20 protein-coding genes are annotated in these 16,486 nt (G+C 68.8%); 2 read left to right on the top strand and 18 right to left on the bottom strand.

The features are described 5' to 3' along the window. Window positions 1-26: 26 nt before the first annotated feature. From PIB44_RS03430 to PIB44_RS03365, 14 genes are all read right to left on the bottom strand, one after another. A complete protein-coding gene (locus PIB44_RS03430) occupies window positions 27-1,175 on the bottom strand; it encodes a DUF3667 domain-containing protein (protein ID WP_278070418.1) in 1,149 nt (382 codons plus the stop codon). Window positions 1,176-1,282: 107 nt separating this feature from the next. After that, the gene (pal, locus tag PIB44_RS03425; protein WP_278070417.1) at window positions 1,283-1,837 is read right to left on the bottom strand and encodes a peptidoglycan-associated lipoprotein Pal; all 555 of its coding nucleotides are present in this window, start codon (window positions 1,835-1,837) and stop codon (window positions 1,283-1,285) included. A gap of 151 nt (window positions 1,838-1,988) precedes the next feature. Continuing rightward, window positions 1,989-3,371: a Tol-Pal system beta propeller repeat protein TolB gene (gene tolB, locus PIB44_RS03420; RefSeq protein ID WP_278070416.1), complete on the bottom strand. Its 1,383-nt coding sequence runs from the start codon at window positions 3,369-3,371 to the stop codon at window positions 1,989-1,991. 124 nt (window positions 3,372-3,495) lie between these two features. Beyond that, window positions 3,496-4,371: a cell envelope integrity protein TolA gene (tolA, locus tag PIB44_RS03415; RefSeq protein ID WP_278070415.1), complete on the bottom strand. Its 876-nt coding sequence runs from the start codon at window positions 4,369-4,371 to the stop codon at window positions 3,496-3,498. 6 nt (window positions 4,372-4,377) lie between these two features. Next, window positions 4,378-4,842 carry an ExbD/TolR family protein gene (locus tag PIB44_RS03410; RefSeq protein WP_025978548.1) on the bottom strand — a complete coding sequence of 155 codons (465 nt, stop codon included), beginning with the start codon at window positions 4,840-4,842 and terminating at the stop codon, window positions 4,378-4,380. Between the two features lie 3 nt (window positions 4,843-4,845). Continuing rightward, window positions 4,846-5,601: a protein TolQ gene (gene tolQ / locus PIB44_RS03405; protein WP_025978549.1), complete on the bottom strand. Its 756-nt coding sequence runs from the start codon at window positions 5,599-5,601 to the stop codon at window positions 4,846-4,848. A gap of 302 nt (window positions 5,602-5,903) precedes the next feature. Further along, on the bottom strand, window positions 5,904-6,353 hold the full coding sequence (gene ybgC / locus PIB44_RS03400) for a tol-pal system-associated acyl-CoA thioesterase (RefSeq protein ID WP_278070414.1): 450 nt from the start codon (window positions 6,351-6,353) through the stop codon (window positions 5,904-5,906). Window positions 6,354-6,359: 6 nt separating this feature from the next. Beyond that, window positions 6,360-6,737 carry a hypothetical protein gene (locus PIB44_RS03395; RefSeq protein WP_278070413.1) on the bottom strand — a complete coding sequence of 126 codons (378 nt, stop codon included), beginning with the start codon at window positions 6,735-6,737 and terminating at the stop codon, window positions 6,360-6,362. Window positions 6,738-6,815: 78 nt separating this feature from the next. Further along, entirely contained in the window at window positions 6,816-7,847 is a 1,032-nt protein-coding gene (ruvB, locus tag PIB44_RS03390) for a Holliday junction branch migration DNA helicase RuvB (protein ID WP_253119861.1), read from the bottom strand. A gap of 172 nt (window positions 7,848-8,019) precedes the next feature. Beyond that, window positions 8,020-8,646, bottom strand: a complete 627-nt coding sequence (ruvA, locus tag PIB44_RS03385) for a Holliday junction branch migration protein RuvA (RefSeq protein WP_227157510.1) — start codon at window positions 8,644-8,646, stop codon at window positions 8,020-8,022. Further along, window positions 8,643-9,155, bottom strand: coding sequence for a crossover junction endodeoxyribonuclease RuvC (gene ruvC / locus PIB44_RS03380; RefSeq protein ID WP_025978553.1), 513 nt, complete (start codon window positions 9,153-9,155; stop codon window positions 8,643-8,645). The genes ruvA and ruvC overlap by 4 nt, the downstream gene beginning before the upstream one ends. Window positions 9,156-9,226: 71 nt before the next feature. After that, window positions 9,227-9,949: an MgtC/SapB family protein gene (locus PIB44_RS03375; protein WP_278070412.1), complete on the bottom strand. Its 723-nt coding sequence runs from the start codon at window positions 9,947-9,949 to the stop codon at window positions 9,227-9,229. A gap of 59 nt (window positions 9,950-10,008) precedes the next feature. Continuing rightward, on the bottom strand, window positions 10,009-10,710 hold the full coding sequence (locus tag PIB44_RS03370; RefSeq protein WP_278070411.1) for an MgtC/SapB family protein: 702 nt from the start codon (window positions 10,708-10,710) through the stop codon (window positions 10,009-10,011). Then, a complete protein-coding gene (locus PIB44_RS03365; RefSeq protein ID WP_025978556.1) occupies window positions 10,703-11,221 on the bottom strand; it encodes a hemerythrin domain-containing protein in 519 nt (172 codons plus the stop codon). Before PIB44_RS03365 ends, PIB44_RS03370 begins: the two co-directional genes overlap by 8 nt. 128 nt (window positions 11,222-11,349) lie before the next feature. Between PIB44_RS03365 and PIB44_RS03360 the strand changes: the two genes are divergently transcribed. Next, complete coding sequence (locus PIB44_RS03360; RefSeq protein ID WP_278070410.1) at window positions 11,350-12,048, top strand: hypothetical protein; 699 nt, start codon at window positions 11,350-11,352, stop codon at window positions 12,046-12,048. A 3-nt stretch (window positions 12,049-12,051) separates the two neighbouring features. On the opposite strand, the gene PIB44_RS03355 is transcribed toward PIB44_RS03360, so the two are convergent. Then, complete coding sequence (locus tag PIB44_RS03355) at window positions 12,052-12,825, bottom strand: YebC/PmpR family DNA-binding transcriptional regulator (protein ID WP_025978558.1); 774 nt, start codon at window positions 12,823-12,825, stop codon at window positions 12,052-12,054. Window positions 12,826-12,950: 125 nt separating this feature from the next. On the opposite strand from PIB44_RS03355, the gene PIB44_RS03350 reads away from it, so the two are divergent. Beyond that, window positions 12,951-13,160: a hypothetical protein gene (locus tag PIB44_RS03350; protein WP_025978559.1), complete on the top strand. Its 210-nt coding sequence runs from the start codon at window positions 12,951-12,953 to the stop codon at window positions 13,158-13,160. Window positions 13,161-13,323: 163 nt separating this feature from the next. Here the strand turns inward: PIB44_RS03350 and PIB44_RS03345 are convergent, their stop codons facing one another. From PIB44_RS03345 to PIB44_RS03335, 3 genes are read right to left on the bottom strand one after another with little or no spacing between them, the layout of a single operon-like run. Next, on the bottom strand, window positions 13,324-14,169 hold the full coding sequence (locus tag PIB44_RS03345) for a ribokinase (RefSeq protein ID WP_278070409.1): 846 nt from the start codon (window positions 14,167-14,169) through the stop codon (window positions 13,324-13,326). Beyond that, window positions 14,166-15,101, bottom strand: coding sequence for a nucleoside hydrolase (locus PIB44_RS03340; RefSeq protein ID WP_278070408.1), 936 nt, complete (start codon window positions 15,099-15,101; stop codon window positions 14,166-14,168). Before PIB44_RS03340 ends, PIB44_RS03345 begins: the two co-directional genes overlap by 4 nt. 52 nt (window positions 15,102-15,153) lie before the next feature. Then, entirely contained in the window at window positions 15,154-16,185 is a 1,032-nt protein-coding gene (locus PIB44_RS03335; protein WP_278070407.1) for a phospholipase C/P1 nuclease family protein, read from the bottom strand. Between the last annotated feature and the right edge of the window lie 301 nt (window positions 16,186-16,486).

Raw genomic sequence — 16,486 nt, 5'->3', positions numbered from 1 at the left:
GATTTGCGGCGACGGCAAGGCCCAGATCAATGTCCGAAGCCTAGATAGAGGATGGAGACGATGAACAGCGTCGCCGCGATCTCGCAGAAGATCAACAGCACGACCGTCCGCCACAGGGTCGAGAAGACCGACAGGCTGTAGGCGCCCTTCAGCTGGGCGAACATGTGCACCGGTACGATCAGGGCCGCGATGACGCCGACGGCTCCGCCCGCCCCCTTCAGCGTCGTCGCCACGACGACGACCGCCATCAACAAGAGCGACATGAAGGTCAGGGAGTAAAGGACGAAGACCCCATGGTCGTAGAGCGTGAAGCCTCGCTTCCACAGGAACATCAGGGCCACGAACGGGATCGACAACGGCACCAGCAGGAAGGCGAATTTGTAAATGGTCTGCTGCAGCTTGTAGAGCGCCAGGTCAGGGTTCTTCAGCTTCTTGGCGATCGTCTTGGTCAGGCCGTTGGTCTTGCCGTCCTCTCCGGCGCTTGCGGCCATATCAGCCACCTGAGCCTGCCAGCTTCCCGGAGCCAGACCGTCCTTGCGCCCCTCGACGGCGTCCTTCTGCAGGCGCTCAAGTCGCGCCTTCTCGGTGATCAGCCCCGCTTCGGCCGCAGCCAGCACGCCGGCGGCCACCCCCGCCCGAGCGCCGCTGTCGACAGGCGGGGGCGATCCGTCAACGGGCTGCGAAGCCGTCTGTGCGAGGTCCGCCTCTTTCCGCGCGGCGGCGACAGCCGCTTCGGCGGCGGTCACGGCCTCTTTCTGCGCCTCGATCTGCTGCGGCAAGGACGCCAACGTCACCTCCCGCTCGGGCATGAAGCTGAGCGCGAAAAACATGACGAAAAGGGTGAACAGAAACATCGCCAGCGGCGACACATAGCGCGTCCGCTTGCCTTCAACCCACTCGCGCGTCAGCCGCCCAGGGTTGACGATCAGCAGCGGCAGGGTCCGCCACAGCCGGCCGTCGAAATGCATGACCCCGTGCAGCAGCTCTTCGCCCAGATGCAGCAGGGTGCGGTGGACGTGGGCCGGCTGACCGCAGTTGGAGCAGAACCGGCTCGTGACCTCTGCGCCGCAGTCGGCGCACACGCTACGAGGCTGACCCGCTTGGCCGGTCGGCTTCTCGATCGCTCCAGCGATGACGCCTGCCGTCATGGCCCCGCCTGCCGCCTCCAGATCCATAGCGCGCCTCTCCCCGTTTCAAGGCGGACTTTGATCCTCACTGGGCGCAAAGAAAAGAGGCGCCGGCTTGCGCCGACGCCTCGATCCCTCAGTTCTTCGCCTGCCGCTTAGCGCGGGGCGCCCGACACGATGGCCGTGCGGCCGTTGCGGTTCTGGGCCCAGGCCGCCTCATTGGAGCCTTCAGCGATCGGGCGTTCCTTGCCGAAGCTGATGGTGTCGATGCGGCTGGCGGCGACGCCGCGGCTGATCAGGTAAGAGCGAATGGCCTCGGCGCGACGGGCGCCCAGGGCCAGGTTGTACTCGCGCGTGCCGCGCTCGTCGGCGTTGCCTTCGATGCGGACGGTCACCTGCGGGTAGCGGGCCAGCCAGGCGGCCTGGGCGTCCAGACGCGGCTGGGCCTCGGAACGGACCGAATAGGAGTCCAGGTCGAAGTAGACGCGGTCGCCGACGTTGACGACGAAGTCCTGTTCCGAGCCCGGCGCGGCGGCGCCGACGTTGCCGCCGGTGACCGGGGTGCTCGGCGCGGTCGGATACTGCGGCCCGGTGGCGGGCGGAGGGGATTCGGTCGGGACGGCGGGCTCGACCTTGGGCTTGGTGCAGGCGGCCAGCCAGGTCACGGCCACGCCGACGGCGGCGAGCCGGATCAGGGTGGAGGCGTTCATGTAATTCTCCTTCTCATTCGGTTCGAGGCCGATGCCTCTAGCTTAGCTGTATTTCACGGCTGCTACAGCGCTACGCAGCGGTACGCTAGCGGTGATAACGCACAGTTTATGGCAATGGCTCCGCTACCGACGCAGCGACGGCGAATCCGCGTTACGCCGGGCAGGAATCCGGGCCTTGACCGATGCCCAGATTGACCGGCGGCGCATCCAGCAGCCCCGACCAGGCGGGGTCGGAACCGCGCCCGTCATAGCCCGCCTGCGACACGACGCGGCCCGAAAGATCCACCGTCCACAGACGGGTGTCGCCGCCCGGGCTCTGACGCGCGAAGGCGATATAGCGGCCGTTCGGCGCCCAGGACGGACCTTCCTCGAAATAGGAGGACGACAGGATGCGCTCGCCGGTGCCGTCGGACTTCATCACGCCGATGTGGAAACGGCCGCCCTGCTGCTTGGTGAAGGCGATCAGGTCGCCGCGCGGGCTCCAGGCCGGGGCGGTGTAGAGGCCGCCGCCACGGCTGATCGGGCGCTGGCCCGAGCCGTCGGCCCGCATGGTGTAGAGGCGCGCCGAGCCCGAACGGTCCGAGGTGAAGACGATCTGATTGCCGTCGGGGCTGAACGAGGGCGAGGTGTCGATGCCCGGATCGGTCGTCAGGCGCGACAGCTGCCGGCTGCGCAGGTTCATCACATAGACGTCGGTGTTGCCGCCCCGGATGATCGAGAAGGCCATCTTCGATCCGTCGTTCGAGAAGCGCGGCGCCAGCACCTGGCCGTCGAACTCGCCCAGGCTTTCGCGGCGGCCGGTCGACAGATTGTAGAGGTAGATGCGGCTGTAGTCCCTGCCCAGGGCCACATAGGTCACTTCATCGGGGTTCGAGGCCGAGAAGCGCGGCGACATGATCACCTCGTCGCCCTGGGTCAGGAAGACGGGGTTGTAGCCGTCCTGATCCACGATGGTCAGGCGCGACAGCTTATTCAGCTGGGTGCCGCTTTCAGACACGAACAGGACGCGCGAATCGAAGAAGCCCGCTTCGCCCGTCAGGCGCTGATAGACCACGTCCGAGATCTTGTGCGCGATGCGGCGCCACTGCTCCGACGTGGCGGTGAACTGGTAGGAAACCAGCTGGCACTGGCGATAGGGGTCGTACAAACGGAAGCCCACGTCGATCCGACCGTCCGCGCGCGGCGTCACGCCGCCGTACAGCACCGCCTGGGCGCCGATGGAGGTCCACTGCGGAAAGTTCGGCGCATTGGCTAGGGTCAGGCCCGTCTCGACGAAGCTGGCCGGGTTCAGCGGATCGAAGAAGCCCGACCGCTTCAGATTGCCGCTGATGACGCCCGAAATCTGCGAGCCGTTCTGGCCGGTGAAAGGCGCGACGGCGATCTGCAGCGGGCGCAGGACGCCCTCATCGACCACCACGTCCTGCATCGGCGCCGCCGAGGGGGCCGTCGACTGGGCCTGCACCGATCCGCCCAGCGCCAGAGGGGCGGTCAACGCCAACGCAGCGGCCGAGGCGAGAAAACGGTTCAGGCGCATGGGTCATTCCTTCGCAGATCGTGACAGGGTCGGGCCCGGTCGCCCCTCATAGCATCGGCGCGACCGACAATCGCCAGCTTCACAAGGATTTGGGCGACTTTGGGGTGATAGACGGCCTTAGCCCCTAACGGTTCCCGCATTGGCGCTTGGTTTCAAAGCGGAAGGGCACGTCCTGGGCCTGGAAACCGTCCGGCACGGTGAACGGCGAGGTCGCCCGCAAGGCCCGCTGCATTGCGTCGGACGCCGCCCGCCAGGTCGCATCGTTCTGCACGTCCTGAAGGCGCGGCGTGCCGATGATCTGGCCGTCGGCGCTCAGGCGCACGGTGACGCGGATGACCAGATCGTCCATGCCCGGCATGTCGCAGTTGATGTTCCAGTTCGGCGTCACCTGGGCGCCCAGGGCGGCCAATTGCGGGCCGGTGGCGCGCGGCGCGGCGCCCGCTCCCTGCTGGCCCGCGGCCGGACGGCCGGAATTCTGGGTCGGCCGCGGCGGTCCGGCCAGGGCGTCCAGGTCCAGACCCGGCGCCGGGCGCGCCGGGCGCGCCGGCGTCGCGGGCGCCTTCTTTTCGGGCGGAGCGGGCGTAGGACGCGGCGGTGTAGGGGTGGGCGCCTTTTTTTCTGGCGGAGTCGGCGTCGGACGCGGGGTCGGCGCGGGCGCGGGCGTCGGCGCCTTCTTCTGCGGCGGCGTCGGCGTCGGGCGCGGCGCGGGCGGCGTCGGGCGCGGTTGCGGCTGAGGCGCTGGCGGGCTCGGCTCAGGTTCCGGCGGCGTCGGTTCCGGCAGGGTCTCGACCGGCGCCGTTTCGCCGTCGTCGGGCGAAGGCTCTTCCTGCGGATTGTCGGCCGGAGCGGCGGCGATCTCGATATCAGAGACGATCGACACCGGCACCGAGTTCACCAGCGGCTTCATCTCGTCCTTAGACGACCATGACACGAGGGCGAGCGCCACCACCCCCGCGTGCAGGGCGATGGAGCCGAGGATGGCGGGACTGGGGCGGCGCAAGGTCCGTCAGCCCTCCGTCGGCTCGTCGGCGGCGGTGTCGGTGATCAGGTTCAGCTTGGTGAAGCCCGAGGCCGACAGGCGGGCCATCACCCGCGCCACGGCCTGATACGGCGCGCGGCCGTCGGCGCGGATGAAGATCGGCTTCTCGCGCGCCTTGTCGCCGCCCTCTTCAGCCACGCGCAGGGCCAGCTGCTCCCAGCGCACCTCGCCCTCGCCGATGAAGATGGCGCCGTTCTGGTCGATGCTGACCGTGACGGGCTTGTCGGTCGTCTCGACCGCGCTGGCCTCGGTCTTGGGCAGTTCCAGCGGCACCCCGACCGTCAGCAGCGGCGCCGAGATCATGAAGATGATCAACAGCACCAGCATGACGTCCACCAGAGGCGTGACGTTGATCTCGCTCAGCGGCCGTTTCCGGCTACGGCGACGGCCGCGTCCGCGCGCTTCTCCGCCGCCTCCTCCACCCAGGGCCATGGATCAGGCGCCCCGGCGCAGGTTCAGGTCCGCAGACGGCGGCGGGGGCGGAGGCGGCGGGGTCGCAGGCGCGCCCAGACGACGGGCGATGGCCGATTGCAGATCGTCCGCAAAGGCTTCCAGACGCCCGGTGAACTTGCCCGCCGACACCGAGAAGGCGTTGAAGGCGATATAGGCCGGAATCGCCGCCGCCAGACCGATGGCCGTGGCGAACAGGGCTTCGGCGATGGCCGGGGCCACGGTGGTCAGATTGGTGTTGCCCGCCGCCGCAATGCTGTCGAAGGCGTTCATGATCCCCCACACCGTCCCGAACAGGCCGATGAAGGGCGAAGCGGTGGCGACCACCGACAGCACGCCCAGGCCGTTCTCGATCTTCTGGCTCTCGCGGGCGATGACGGAATCCAGGGCGCGGTCGATGCGGGCGATCAGCATGGAGCCTTGCGTGTCGGTCATGGCGCCGCGCGCGCGCGCCTCGCGCCAGTCCTGCAGCGTCAGCACCAGCATGCGCGGCAGCGGGTCGGCCGGCTGCGGCCCGGCCTGGGCGGCGACCTCTTCCAGCGAGCGGCCGCCTTCAACCTGCTTTTCGAACTCGGTCGCGCGGGCGTTCATGCGCGAGAAACGCACCGCCTTGTCGATGATGATGGTCCAGGACCAGACCGAAGCCACGGCCAGGCCGATCATCACCGTCTTCACCACCCAGTCGGCGGTCATGAACAGCTCGATGGGGTTCAGCAGAGAGGCGTCGACGGGCGGTGTCATGCGTGGTCCTTGGCGAAGGGTCCGATCAGTCCGCCAGTTGCACCGGGCGGACATGGCGGTTTCATGGCGGCGGTCTAACCGGCGTCGCGCCCGGCGTCATCAGGCGAAAGGGTGACAACCTCGTTATTGAGGAAACAAGCGCTCCACCTCTCCCTCCCCTTCATGGGGAGGGTGGTCGCGCAGCGACCGCGTGGGGAGGGCCGGGTGATGCAAGGCGCGGCGCGTGAATAGCCTCGCCGCCCCCACCCGGCTTCGGCTTCGCCTCAGCCACCCTCCCCATGAAGGGGAGGGAGAAATTGCGCCTATTCCGTCCCTGAGAGCCAGGGCGTCACCAGTTCCACCAGCCGCTTTGTCGGCCGCCGGGGCCGTCCGTCCAGGTGGATGCAGACGGCGACGACATCCGCCCGGCACAAGGCCTCTCCGTCCCGCTCGACCGTCTGGCGGATGATCAGGCGCGGTCCCTTGATCGCCTCATAGCGGGTGCGCACCACCAGGGCGTCGTCGATGCGCGCCGGCTTCAGATATTTGATCGTCAGGTCCGAGACGACGAAGGCCAGCGGCTCATCCTGCTCCAGCAGGTCCGCATGGCCCACCCCGGCCAGACGCAAAAAGTCCGACCGTCCCCGCTCGAAATAGCGGACATAGTTGGCGTGATAGACCAGGCCGGTGAAGTCCGTATCCTCATAATAGACGCGCACGGGCAACAGGTGGTCGCCGCCGTCGAAACGGCCTGCGCTGGGTTGATCGGTCATGGTCGGTCAGCTCTTGCCGGCGGCGGGAACAGGGGCGTCGAACCCCGGACAATAGCGCGATTTCAGCGTCGCGAACTCGCCGGTCAGCGGATCGTGGCTCATCAGGATGCGGTTGGGCCGCGAGACGAAGGCCACCGCCTCCTTGCGGCCCTTCAGCCCGGCGTAGCCGCAGGCCGCCCGGCCGCGCCCGGCCTCGACATAGCGCACCTCGGCCTCGGCCCCCATCTGCTCGCACACCTGAGACAAGGCCCGCTCCGCCGGCGTCGTCTGACGCGGCCCGAAGCGCGCGCCCTGATTGACGGCGTAGAGGCTGAACCCGCCCAGCACCACGACAGCCGCGCCTAGCGCGACGATCATCCGGTTCATCCTGCGGGGATGGGCCAAGGCCAGCCTCCTTCTGGGAAACCGGAGGATGACCGGCTTCGCCGCCGAGGTGAAGCCCTGTTGCGAAACAGTCGCGGCTTATTTGCCGAACAGGTCCGGGGCGGCGGCGGGCGGCGCGGCGGGTGTCTCCAGCCCAAGGTGCTCATAGGCCCTGGCGCAGGCCATCCGGCCTCGCGGCGTGCGCTGGATGAAGCCCTGCTGCAGCAGATAGGGTTCGATCACGTCCTCGACCGCGTCGCGCGCCTCGGCGATGGCGGCCGCCAGCGTGTCCATGCCGACCGGCCCGCCGCCATAGTTTTCGATCAGGGCCTTGAGGAAGCGGCGGTCCAGGCTGTCCAGTCCGGCCTCGTCCACCTCCAGCCGCGCCAGCGCCCGCGCGGCGGCCAGTTGGTCGATAGGCGTCCCTTCCGCGTCGGCGAAGTCCCGCACCCGGCGCAACAGGCGCCCGGCGATGCGCGGCGTGCCGCGCGCCCGGCGTGCGATCTCCATCGCCCCGTCCTCGGTGATGGCCGCGCCCATCTTACGCGCCGCGCCCCGGATCACCGCGGTCAGCTCTTCGGGCGTATAGAACTCCAGCCGCAGCGGAATGCCGAACCGGTCGCGCAGAGGCGTCGCCAGCAGGCCCGCCCGCGTCGTCGCCCCGACCAGGGTGAAGGGCGCCAGGTCGATGCGCACGCTGCGCGCCGACGGCCCTTCGCCGATGATCAGGTCCAGCACATGGTCTTCCATCGCCGGATAGAGGATTTCCTCCACCTGCGGGGCCATGCGGTGGATCTCGTCGATGAACAGGACGTCGCGCGGTTCGAGGTTGGTCAGGATCGCCGCCAGATCCCCCGCCTTGGCCAGAATGGGGCCGGAGGTGGCGCGGAAGCCCACGCCCAACTCTCTCGCCACGATCTGCGCCAGCGTCGTCTTGCCCAGGCCCGGAGGCCCAAACAGCAGGACGTGATCCAGCGCTTCGGAACGGCCGCGCGCGGCGTCGATGAAGACCTTCAGATTGCCCTTGGCCGCCGACTGGCCGACGAACTCGGACAGGGTCTGGGGCCTCAGGGCGCGATCGTACTGTTCGCCGGGCGCGGGCGCGGGCGAGATGATGCGGTCGTCGGTCATTTCGCCTTCTCCCTTGAGGGGAGAAGGTGGCTCGCGAAGCGAGACGGATGAGGGTGAGCCCGGCGGCAAGCTGAACGACGGCTGGAAGAGCGCGCGGACACAGCACCCTCATCCGAGCGCCTCCGGCGCCCACCTTCTCCCCTCAAGGGAGAAGGAAGCAAGAGGGCGCCCCTCATCGTCCCAGCTCCTGCAGGGCCGCGCGGATGACCAGGGGCAGTTCGGCCTCCTCGCCCAGCTTGATCAGGGCGTGATCGACGGCGCGGCGGGCGTTGACCTCGGCGATGCCCAGGCCCAGCAGGGCGGCGACCGCCTCGCCCGTGACGCTGGGCGGCGGCGGGGCGGCGACGGCGGCCTCGGCGTGGACGCCCGGCGCAGTCGGGGCGAAGACGCCGTCGGTCAGGCTCTTGCCCTTCAGTTCGGTGACGATGCGCAGTGCCAGCTTTGGCCCCACGCCGTTGGCGCGGCCCACGGCGGCCTTGTCCTCACGCGCGACGGCGGCGGCCAGCTCGGCAGGCGGCAGCACGTCCAGCACGCCCAGCGCCGCCTTCGGCCCCACGCCCTGAATGGTCTGCAACAGGGTGAAGACCTTGCGCTCGTCGCGGGTCAGGAAGCCGTAGAGGCGCGGCCCCTGATCCTGGCTCCACTGGCTGTGAATGAACAGGGTGGTCTCGTCGCCCGGCGCCGGCAGGCGGCCCAGCGTCCGCGCCCCGCAGGTCGCCACATAACCCACCCCTCCGCAGTCGATCAGGCATTCCGCCTCCCCGACCTCGGCCAGAACACCCCGCAGACGACCGATCATGCCGCCCCTCTCACTGCTATCGTCTTGAACCGCCGATGGTGGGCGTGGGTGACGGCCACGGCCAGCGCATCGGCGGCGTCGGCCTTCACTTCGCCGGAAGCGGGCAGCAGCCGCTTCACCATGAAGGCGATCTGGCTCTTGTCGGCCTGACCGGCCCCCACCACCGCCTTCTTGATCAGGGTCGGGGCGTATTCGGCGACGGAAAGGCCCGCCCGCGCCGGGGCCAGCATGACCGCCGCTCGCGCATGGCCCAGCTTCAGCGTCGAGGCCGGATTGACGTTGACGAAGACCTCCTCGATCGCCGCCTCGTCGCAATCATAAGCGGCGCAGACCTCGCCGACCTGCTCCAACAGATGCAGCAGCCGTTCGGAGAAGGGCGCCTTCTCGCTGGGCGCGACGACGCCGTGCGCGATCCAGCGCAGGCGGCTGCCCTCGCTTTCGATGACGCCCCAGCCGGTGCGGCGCAGGCCGGGGTCCAGCCCCAGGATCCGAGTCGTTTCGTTCGCCATCCGTTCCTATTGCCCCAAAGAGGGTTAGCGAACAATGACCGGGCGCTGGGCGGTCAGCCTCAGTCGTCCGCTCAGTCGTCTCGGGGCATGACTGAAAAGCCCGCCAGGCCTGCCTGTTCGGCCAGGACGCTGGACAGGGCGTCGACCTGCAGCGGCATGGGTCCGCGCGCCTTGACGTGGTGTTCATGGATCAGGCCGTCGGGGCTGACGACGTGGCCGATGCGGGTCGGTCTCAACCCCTTGTCGGCCAGCAAGGCGCGCAGCACCTTCTCGTCCGGAGCCGCGCCGCGCGTCCAGCGCAGGGTGACGTCCATCACGCCAACGTGCGGCAGGCGCGCATCCAGAAAGCGCAGAATGGCCAGCACCAGCAGGGTCGCCCCCGCCGCGATCAGTCCCAGCTTCCACAGGCCGACGCCGAACATGACCCCGATGGCCGAGGTGGTCCACAGCGAGGCCGCCGTGGTCAGGCCGTGCACCGAGAAGCGCTCGCGGAAGATCACCCCGGCGCACAGAAAGCCGATGCCGGTCAGGATGCCGTGCGCCATGCGCGTCGGGTCGATCACCAGACGCTGCTCCGGCAGGGCGACGAACCCCCAGCTGGCCTGGTGCATGGCCGCCAGCATGAGCACGCAAGACGTCATGCAGACCAGGATATGGGTGCGGAACCCCGCCGGATGGCCGTGATAGGTCCGCTCGATCCCGATCAGGCCGCCTGCGATCATGGCCGCCGCCGCCGGCGCCAGCAGGCTCAGATCCTCGACGTCCCAATGCGTCACGCCCCAGTCAATCGCCATGTCTTAACCGCTCCCAACGACCGTTCAGGTTGAACCGCGCCGGGGCGCCCGGCAAGTCGTCAGTCGTCGCGCGGATCCAGCACATAGCCGCAGACGGAAGGCAGGGCCGACAGCCGCGCCGCCAAGGCCTTCAGCGCGCCTTCGCCCTCGATGCGGACGCGCCAGCTGCGGCGCACCACAGCGCCCTCGTCGATCAGCTCGAAGCGATCGGGGGCAGGCGCCGGGTCCAAGGCGCGCAGGGCGGCCTCGACCTCCGCCTCCGGCGAGGGGGCGTCGCGGCGCCATCGTACCTCCACGTCCGCCAGGGTGCGATCCGGCAGGCGCGCGTTCACCACCCTGAGCGAGATCAGGATCAGGCCCGTAATCACCGTCCCTGCCGCGCCCAGACCGAACAGCCCCGCCCCGAACAGCAAGCCGATGGCCGAGGTGATCCACAACGACGCCGCCGTCGTCAGACCGTGAATGGAGAAGCCCGTGCGGAAGATGACGCCTGCGCACAGGAAACCAATCCCGGTCAGCACCCCGTGGGCCATGCGGGTTGGGTCGGTGACGATGTTCTCGTCCGGCAGGGCCCGGAAGGCCCAATCGGCTTGCGTCATGGCCGCCAGCATCAACAGGCACGACGCCAGGCTGACCAGGATGTGGGTGCGGAACCCCGCGGCCCGGCCCCGCCACTCGCGTTCAAAGCCGATCGCGCCGCCGGCGACCAGCGCCCCGGCTATGGGCAGGACGATCGTTTCCAGCCAGGCCGCGTCAACCATGCTGTTCGACGTAGGCTTCGGGGTCCTTGTTGACCGGCTTGACCCCGGTGATGTGACGCGCCTGGAAGGCGGCGTAGCGCACGCCGAGCTCATGACGCGTCTTCAGGTCGGCGTTGATGCGGAAATCCGTCAGCCCCTGACGCTCTTCCTCGCCCATGTGCTTGGAGTTGACGACGTTGGCCTCGCCCACCGCCTCGAACCAGGCCTTGCTGCCGACCTTGTGCTGGGCCACGGCCTTGACTGCGTCGCGCAGCTTGTTGTGGTCTTCGATGGCGTCCTCGGTCTCGCCCTCCACCGTCCCGTCCTCGGCGTCGTTGGCCCCCTCGCCCAGCTTCAGCAACTGGGGATAGAAATGCTGTTCCTCGGCCTCGGCGTGGGCGTCCAGGAACGCCGACAGCCGCCCCCACACCGCCTCCAGCGCCTCTACGTCCTTGCCGTCGATCTGCTCGATGAGCGAGAAGAGACGCCGCTGTTCGGCGTGGTCGTCGAGGATCAGCTGGGTGATATCCATGGCGTAAAGCTCCCTAGCGGCCAGGCTTGACCCTCTAGAAGCCGCGGTGACGCTTGTGAGTTCCCGGCTCCCGCGCCGGCGAGAATTGAGGCATAATGGCGGCTTGGAACAAACGTCGGAGCCGTCCCATGTCTCCTCGTATCCTTCGCTTGCTTGTCATCGCCGGTCTGAGCCTGGCGGCCGCCGCGAGCGCCACCGCGCCCGCCGCCTCATTCCCGCAAGATGCTCGCGCCGACTTCATGAGCCGCTGCCGCGAGCGCGCCCTGGCGCAGAATCCTGGCGTCAACTGGGCCGACTCCTACTGCGCCGAAACCTGGCCGGCGGTGACGCGCTCCAATCCCCTGGTCGACGCCATCCTGGCGCCCTTCGTCGAGGGAACGCCCGCCGCGCTGGATCCCGCCGACGTGAAGGCGCGGACCACCGCCGTGCGCTGGCTGCCCGCCCGCCCTGGCGCCCAGGCGTTCGAAGGCGCGATCGGACCGGTGAAGGCCGTGGCGCGTCGCGCACCGGGCGCTGTGCTGGAATTGAGCTGGACCGCCGTCGGCGAACCCGTGCCCTATGAGGTCGTGGAGGCCTTGCGGACGCGCGGCGCTCGCGTCGTCCCGGTCGGTTGCTACGCCTTCGGCGCCGGCGAATCCAACACCGTCTACCGCGTCGAGGCGGCGGGACACGTCCCCTTCGCCATGACCGTCTATCGACGCGAGGCGCCGACAGGCGCCGCTTGGTCCACCCTGACGATCACGGCGGACGCGGAACGGCGCATCCCGACGCTCGACGGCCTCAGGGCCGCCGAGCCCGATTCAGATTGGTCTGCGGACTGCAGCTAGGGATCAGCCCGCGTATTTGGCTGCGTCTTCGTCCGAGATGTTCTCGTTGGAATAGACCTGCTGCACGTCGTCCTCGGCGTCCAGCGCGTCCAGAAGCTTGAACAGGACGCCCACGGAGTCGCCCGCCAGGTCGATTTCCGATTGCGGCTTCCAGACGATGGAGGTCGATTTGGGATCGCCCAGAACCTTGGACATGGCCTCGGCGACCTCGTTCAGGTCCTCGAAGGCGGTCCAGATGGTGTGGCCCGGCGCGTCCTCATAGATGTCCGGCTTGACCAGATCGCTCTCGACGTCCTGGGCGCCCGCCTCGATGGCGGCTTCCATGACGGCGTCCTCGGTGCCCGCTTCAGCGGGGTAATGGATCTTGCCGACCCGGTCCCACATGAAGGTGACCGAGCCGCTCTCGCCCAACGCCCCGCCGTTCTTGGCGAAGGCCGAGCGCACGCCCGAAGCGGCGCGGTTGCGGTTGTCGGTCAGGACTTCGACGATGACCTGGACGCCGCCGGGGCCGCGGCCCTCGTAGCGGATCTCCTCCATCGCATCGACTTCGCCGCCCGACGCCTTCTTGATGGCGCGCTCGATGTTGTCCTTCGGCATCGATTCGGCCTTGGCGTTGTTCACCGCCAGGCGCAGCCGGGGGTTCATCGCCGGGTCGGGCATGCCCGACTTGGCCGCCACGGTGATTTCCCGTGACAGGCGCGAAAAGAGCTTGGAGCGCACGGCATCGGCGCGCCCCTTGCGGTGCATGATGTTCTTGAATTTCGAATGGCCGGCCATGGTCTCACCCGACAGGAATTTGTAAGTTGGGGCAGGTCCTTTAATGGACAGGCTCCCTTCTGTCACCTGAGGGGAACCGCCGAACCGCGCCGGGGATTAAGCGCGGGCATGATTGGGAGACGCCGATGGCCGCCGCTGACGACACCTATCTGGACGACGCCTATGACGAAGGCATCGACCACGCCCATGCCGGCGAGATCGTACAATGGTACGCAAAGCGCCCGGTGACGGTCTCCACCGCCGCCGCCACCAGCTCCCTGGTCGGCGCCTTCGCCCTGGGGGTTCTGACCACCATCGGCGCCCTGGCCGTCATGCGTCTGTACGACCGGGACTAAGGCTCAGATTTCTCCCTCCCCGTCTCGGGGAGGATGGCTGAGGCCGGGTGGGGCGGCTTGGTGATGAGGGCGCGCGACTGAATAGCCAAGCCCTCCCCACCCGGTCTCCGCTTCGCTGCGACCACCCTCCCCGGGCCGGGGAGGGAGAAAGGCGGCGCTTGTTTTATTTCCCCAACAGGGCTTCCACCTCAGCGCGGTCGCCGAGCGACGGCTGCGCGCCCGGTCGGGTCGCCGCCAGCGCCCCGGCCGCACAGGCGAAATGCAGCGCGTCGTTCGGCGTCATGCCCTCCAGCAGCGCGACCGTGATCGCCCCGACAAAGGCGTCGCCCGCCCCCACCGCATCGACGGCCTTGATGCGCGGCGGCGTGGCCCAGGCCATCTCGACCCCGCGTCGATACATGACCGCCCCGCGCGCGCCCTTGGTGACGACCACCATGCCCCCGCCGACGTGCAGGGCGTCGCCGTAGAACGCGGCCTCCGTCTCATTGACCACCAGCAGGTCGGCCCGGCGCAGCAGCGCCTCCGACACCGGCGCGGCCGGCGCCAGGTTGACGCAGACGAAGTCCGTCGCCCGCCCAACCGCCGCCTCGACCGTCTCGATCGGCAGCTCCAGCTGGGCGATCAGCGGGCATTCGATGCGCGCAGGCAGTTGTTCCGGCGTGGCGAAGTGGTTGGCACCGGCGGCCACGGTGATCTGGTTCTCGCCGGTCGGATCGACGGTGATCAACGCCACCCCGGTGGGGGCCGCAATGTCCGTCTCCACCCCCGACAGGTCGACGCCATGGGCCAGCATCAAGGCGACCGCCGCGCCGGACATCTCGTCATCGCCCACGCGCCCGATCAGACTGACCTCGGCGCCCAGCCTACGCGCCGCCAGCGCCTGATTGGCGCCCTTGCCGCCGGGATGGCGGGACAGGCTGGCTCCCGTCACCGTCTCGCCCGGCGCCGGCAGAGACGGCGCGGCCGCCACGAAGTCCAGATTGATCGAGCCGACGACGGTGATCCTCATGCGCCTTCTCCCAGCCGCTGCGTGATCAGGGCGAAGATTCCGGCCGCATCGGCCTTGGTCGCCCAGAAGTGGTTGGCGTTCGCCGCCTCGACGCGGAACTCGACCGCCGTGTGGCCGCGGGTCAGCTCGCTTTCGGTCTCCACCGCGATTCGGCAGGGGGCCAGTTCGAACAACTCCGGCTTCAACAGCCAGGCCACGGTGCAGGGGTCATGCAGCGGCCCGGCGTCCCAGCCGACGATCCGACGCTCCACCCGCTGGGAGAAGCGCAGCATGGCCGCCGCCGTCCTCGCCGAGGCCGTGGGCAGGGCCTCTATGGCCGCGATCCGTTCCTCCGTCGCGCGCACCTGGTGGGTGGCGTCCAGCCCCATGACGATCATGCGGCAGCCGGAGGCGAAGACCTCGGCCGCCGCGTCCGGGTCGGCCCAGATGTTGAACTCGGCCGAGGCGGTGATGTTGCCGCCCTCTGCGCGCGCGCCGCCCATGGCCACCACCGGCCCCAGATGCGCCGCCAGCGCCGGTTCGGCCTGCATGGCCAGCGCCAGATTGGTCATCGGCCCCATGACCGCCACGGCCACGGAGCCAGCAGGACGCGCCATCACCTGCTGCACGATGGCGCCCGCCGCCGTCCCCTCGGGGACCGGGGCCACGGATTCGAACGGCGTCAGGTCGCCGAGCCCCTCAGCTCCATGAAACTCGCCCGCCCCGGCCGGGGCGCGGCGCAGGGGCCGTTCGGCGCCGGCATAGACCGGCACGTCCTCGCGCACGGCGATCTGGCGCAGGATCCGGGCGTTGCGGGCGGTCTTGGCGGCGCTGACGTTGCCGCCGACCGTAGTCACGGCCAGCAGGTCGAGGTCAGGCGAGGCGAAGGCGGTCAGCAACCCGGTGGCGTCGTCCACGCCGGGGTCGCAATCAATGATCAGGCTCTGTTTCACCGGCCTGATGTGCCGCCTGCCGCGGCGCGAATCAATCGCGCTTCGCCTGAGATCAGTCTTCGCCGACCATCGAGGTCCAGGGATCGACCCGTCCAGCCTCGACCTCGGCGACCTTGACGGCGGGCCAGCCGATGCTGCTGCTGGCCGACACGCGCCAGGCGGCCGACACGAAGTCGCGCAGTTCCGACGCGCCCGCCGCCAGCCGCTCGGTGACGAAGACCGCGCCGCGCGGATCCGCATCCTTGAACGCGCCCGCCTTCTCCATGCGATAGAACGGGATGACCGTCGCCAGGGTGGCGTTCAGGTGCGAGGCCGTGCGGGCCCGCACGTCGAAGCCTTCGATGCTCATCGGGATCATGGCCGCCTCGACCGCATCCTGACGCAGGGTTCGGCTGGTGAAGGCGCCTTCAAAGTCCCCGTGGGTGCGGCGCGAGGTGGTGAAACGCTCCGGATTGGTCTCGCCGGCCCAGCCGTTGAAGTGGATGGTCGTGTGGTGCGGCTGGGCCGCGTCGCCGACGAAGTGGCTCAACACCCCGATGTCGCGCAGGATCAACTGCTCGCGGCGCTGACGGTCGGCGCGGTACCAGGCCTGTTTGGCCAGGTCCGGCTCGCGCGCCTCGGCGGCGCTCAGCACGCGCCAATAGGCGAAGTCGCGCTCCAGGTTCTGCCAGGCGTCCATGATGGCGTAGGGCAGATAGCCCGCCTTATCCACGTCCAGACCGGCGCGGATCAGGGCGGCGTCGTATTCCGATTTCAGGCGCGGCAGATCGGCCATGGTCATGCCGCGCGCGTCCATCACCCGGCCCTGATCGTCCATGTCGACGAAATGGGCGGTGTCGCGCTCGCGGTCGTGCGGCTGCCCCCCGCCCTTCCAACGATCCGGCTCGCGCGAATATTCGCCGACGTCGGCGGCGGCCCCGGCCGTGCGCAGGAAGGCGGGCAGATCGCCCGGCAGGTGGCGCATCGCCGCCACGCCGATCACCCGGTGTCCCGAACTGCCCCACGCCTCGACCTGAACGGCGGGCGCCGCGACCAGCATGAGGGCGGCGGCGGAAATCATCAGTCGTTTGACTTGTCGGTTCATGGGGCGACGCCATCGGAAATTTCAGAAGGGGAAACGACCGCTTATCCCATTCCCGCGCCCGCCTCTACCCGCCCCGGACGACAGCCGAAGCGCCCATCACGCCGCCGTTATCTTGTCGTTATCGCCAGCTTTTCTTGCCAATAAAGTGTTAGCGAGACCGATCAAGTCGTTAACGACGCAGACGCCCTCCAAAGTATAGAACTTAAATCGGACCAATACTGATATGATATAGTCATGATAGTCTGAGACCGACCGGCGATAGACTGGCCCCATTTGCGCCTTATCCACTATCGATACAGCC

It is taken from the genome of Brevundimonas sanguinis (assembly GCF_029636725.1).
GTDB lineage: Bacteria > Pseudomonadota > Alphaproteobacteria > Caulobacterales > Caulobacteraceae > Brevundimonas > Brevundimonas sanguinis.
Note: the sequence above shows the minus strand (reverse complement) of the source record. Positions and strands in the feature narration are given on the sequence as shown.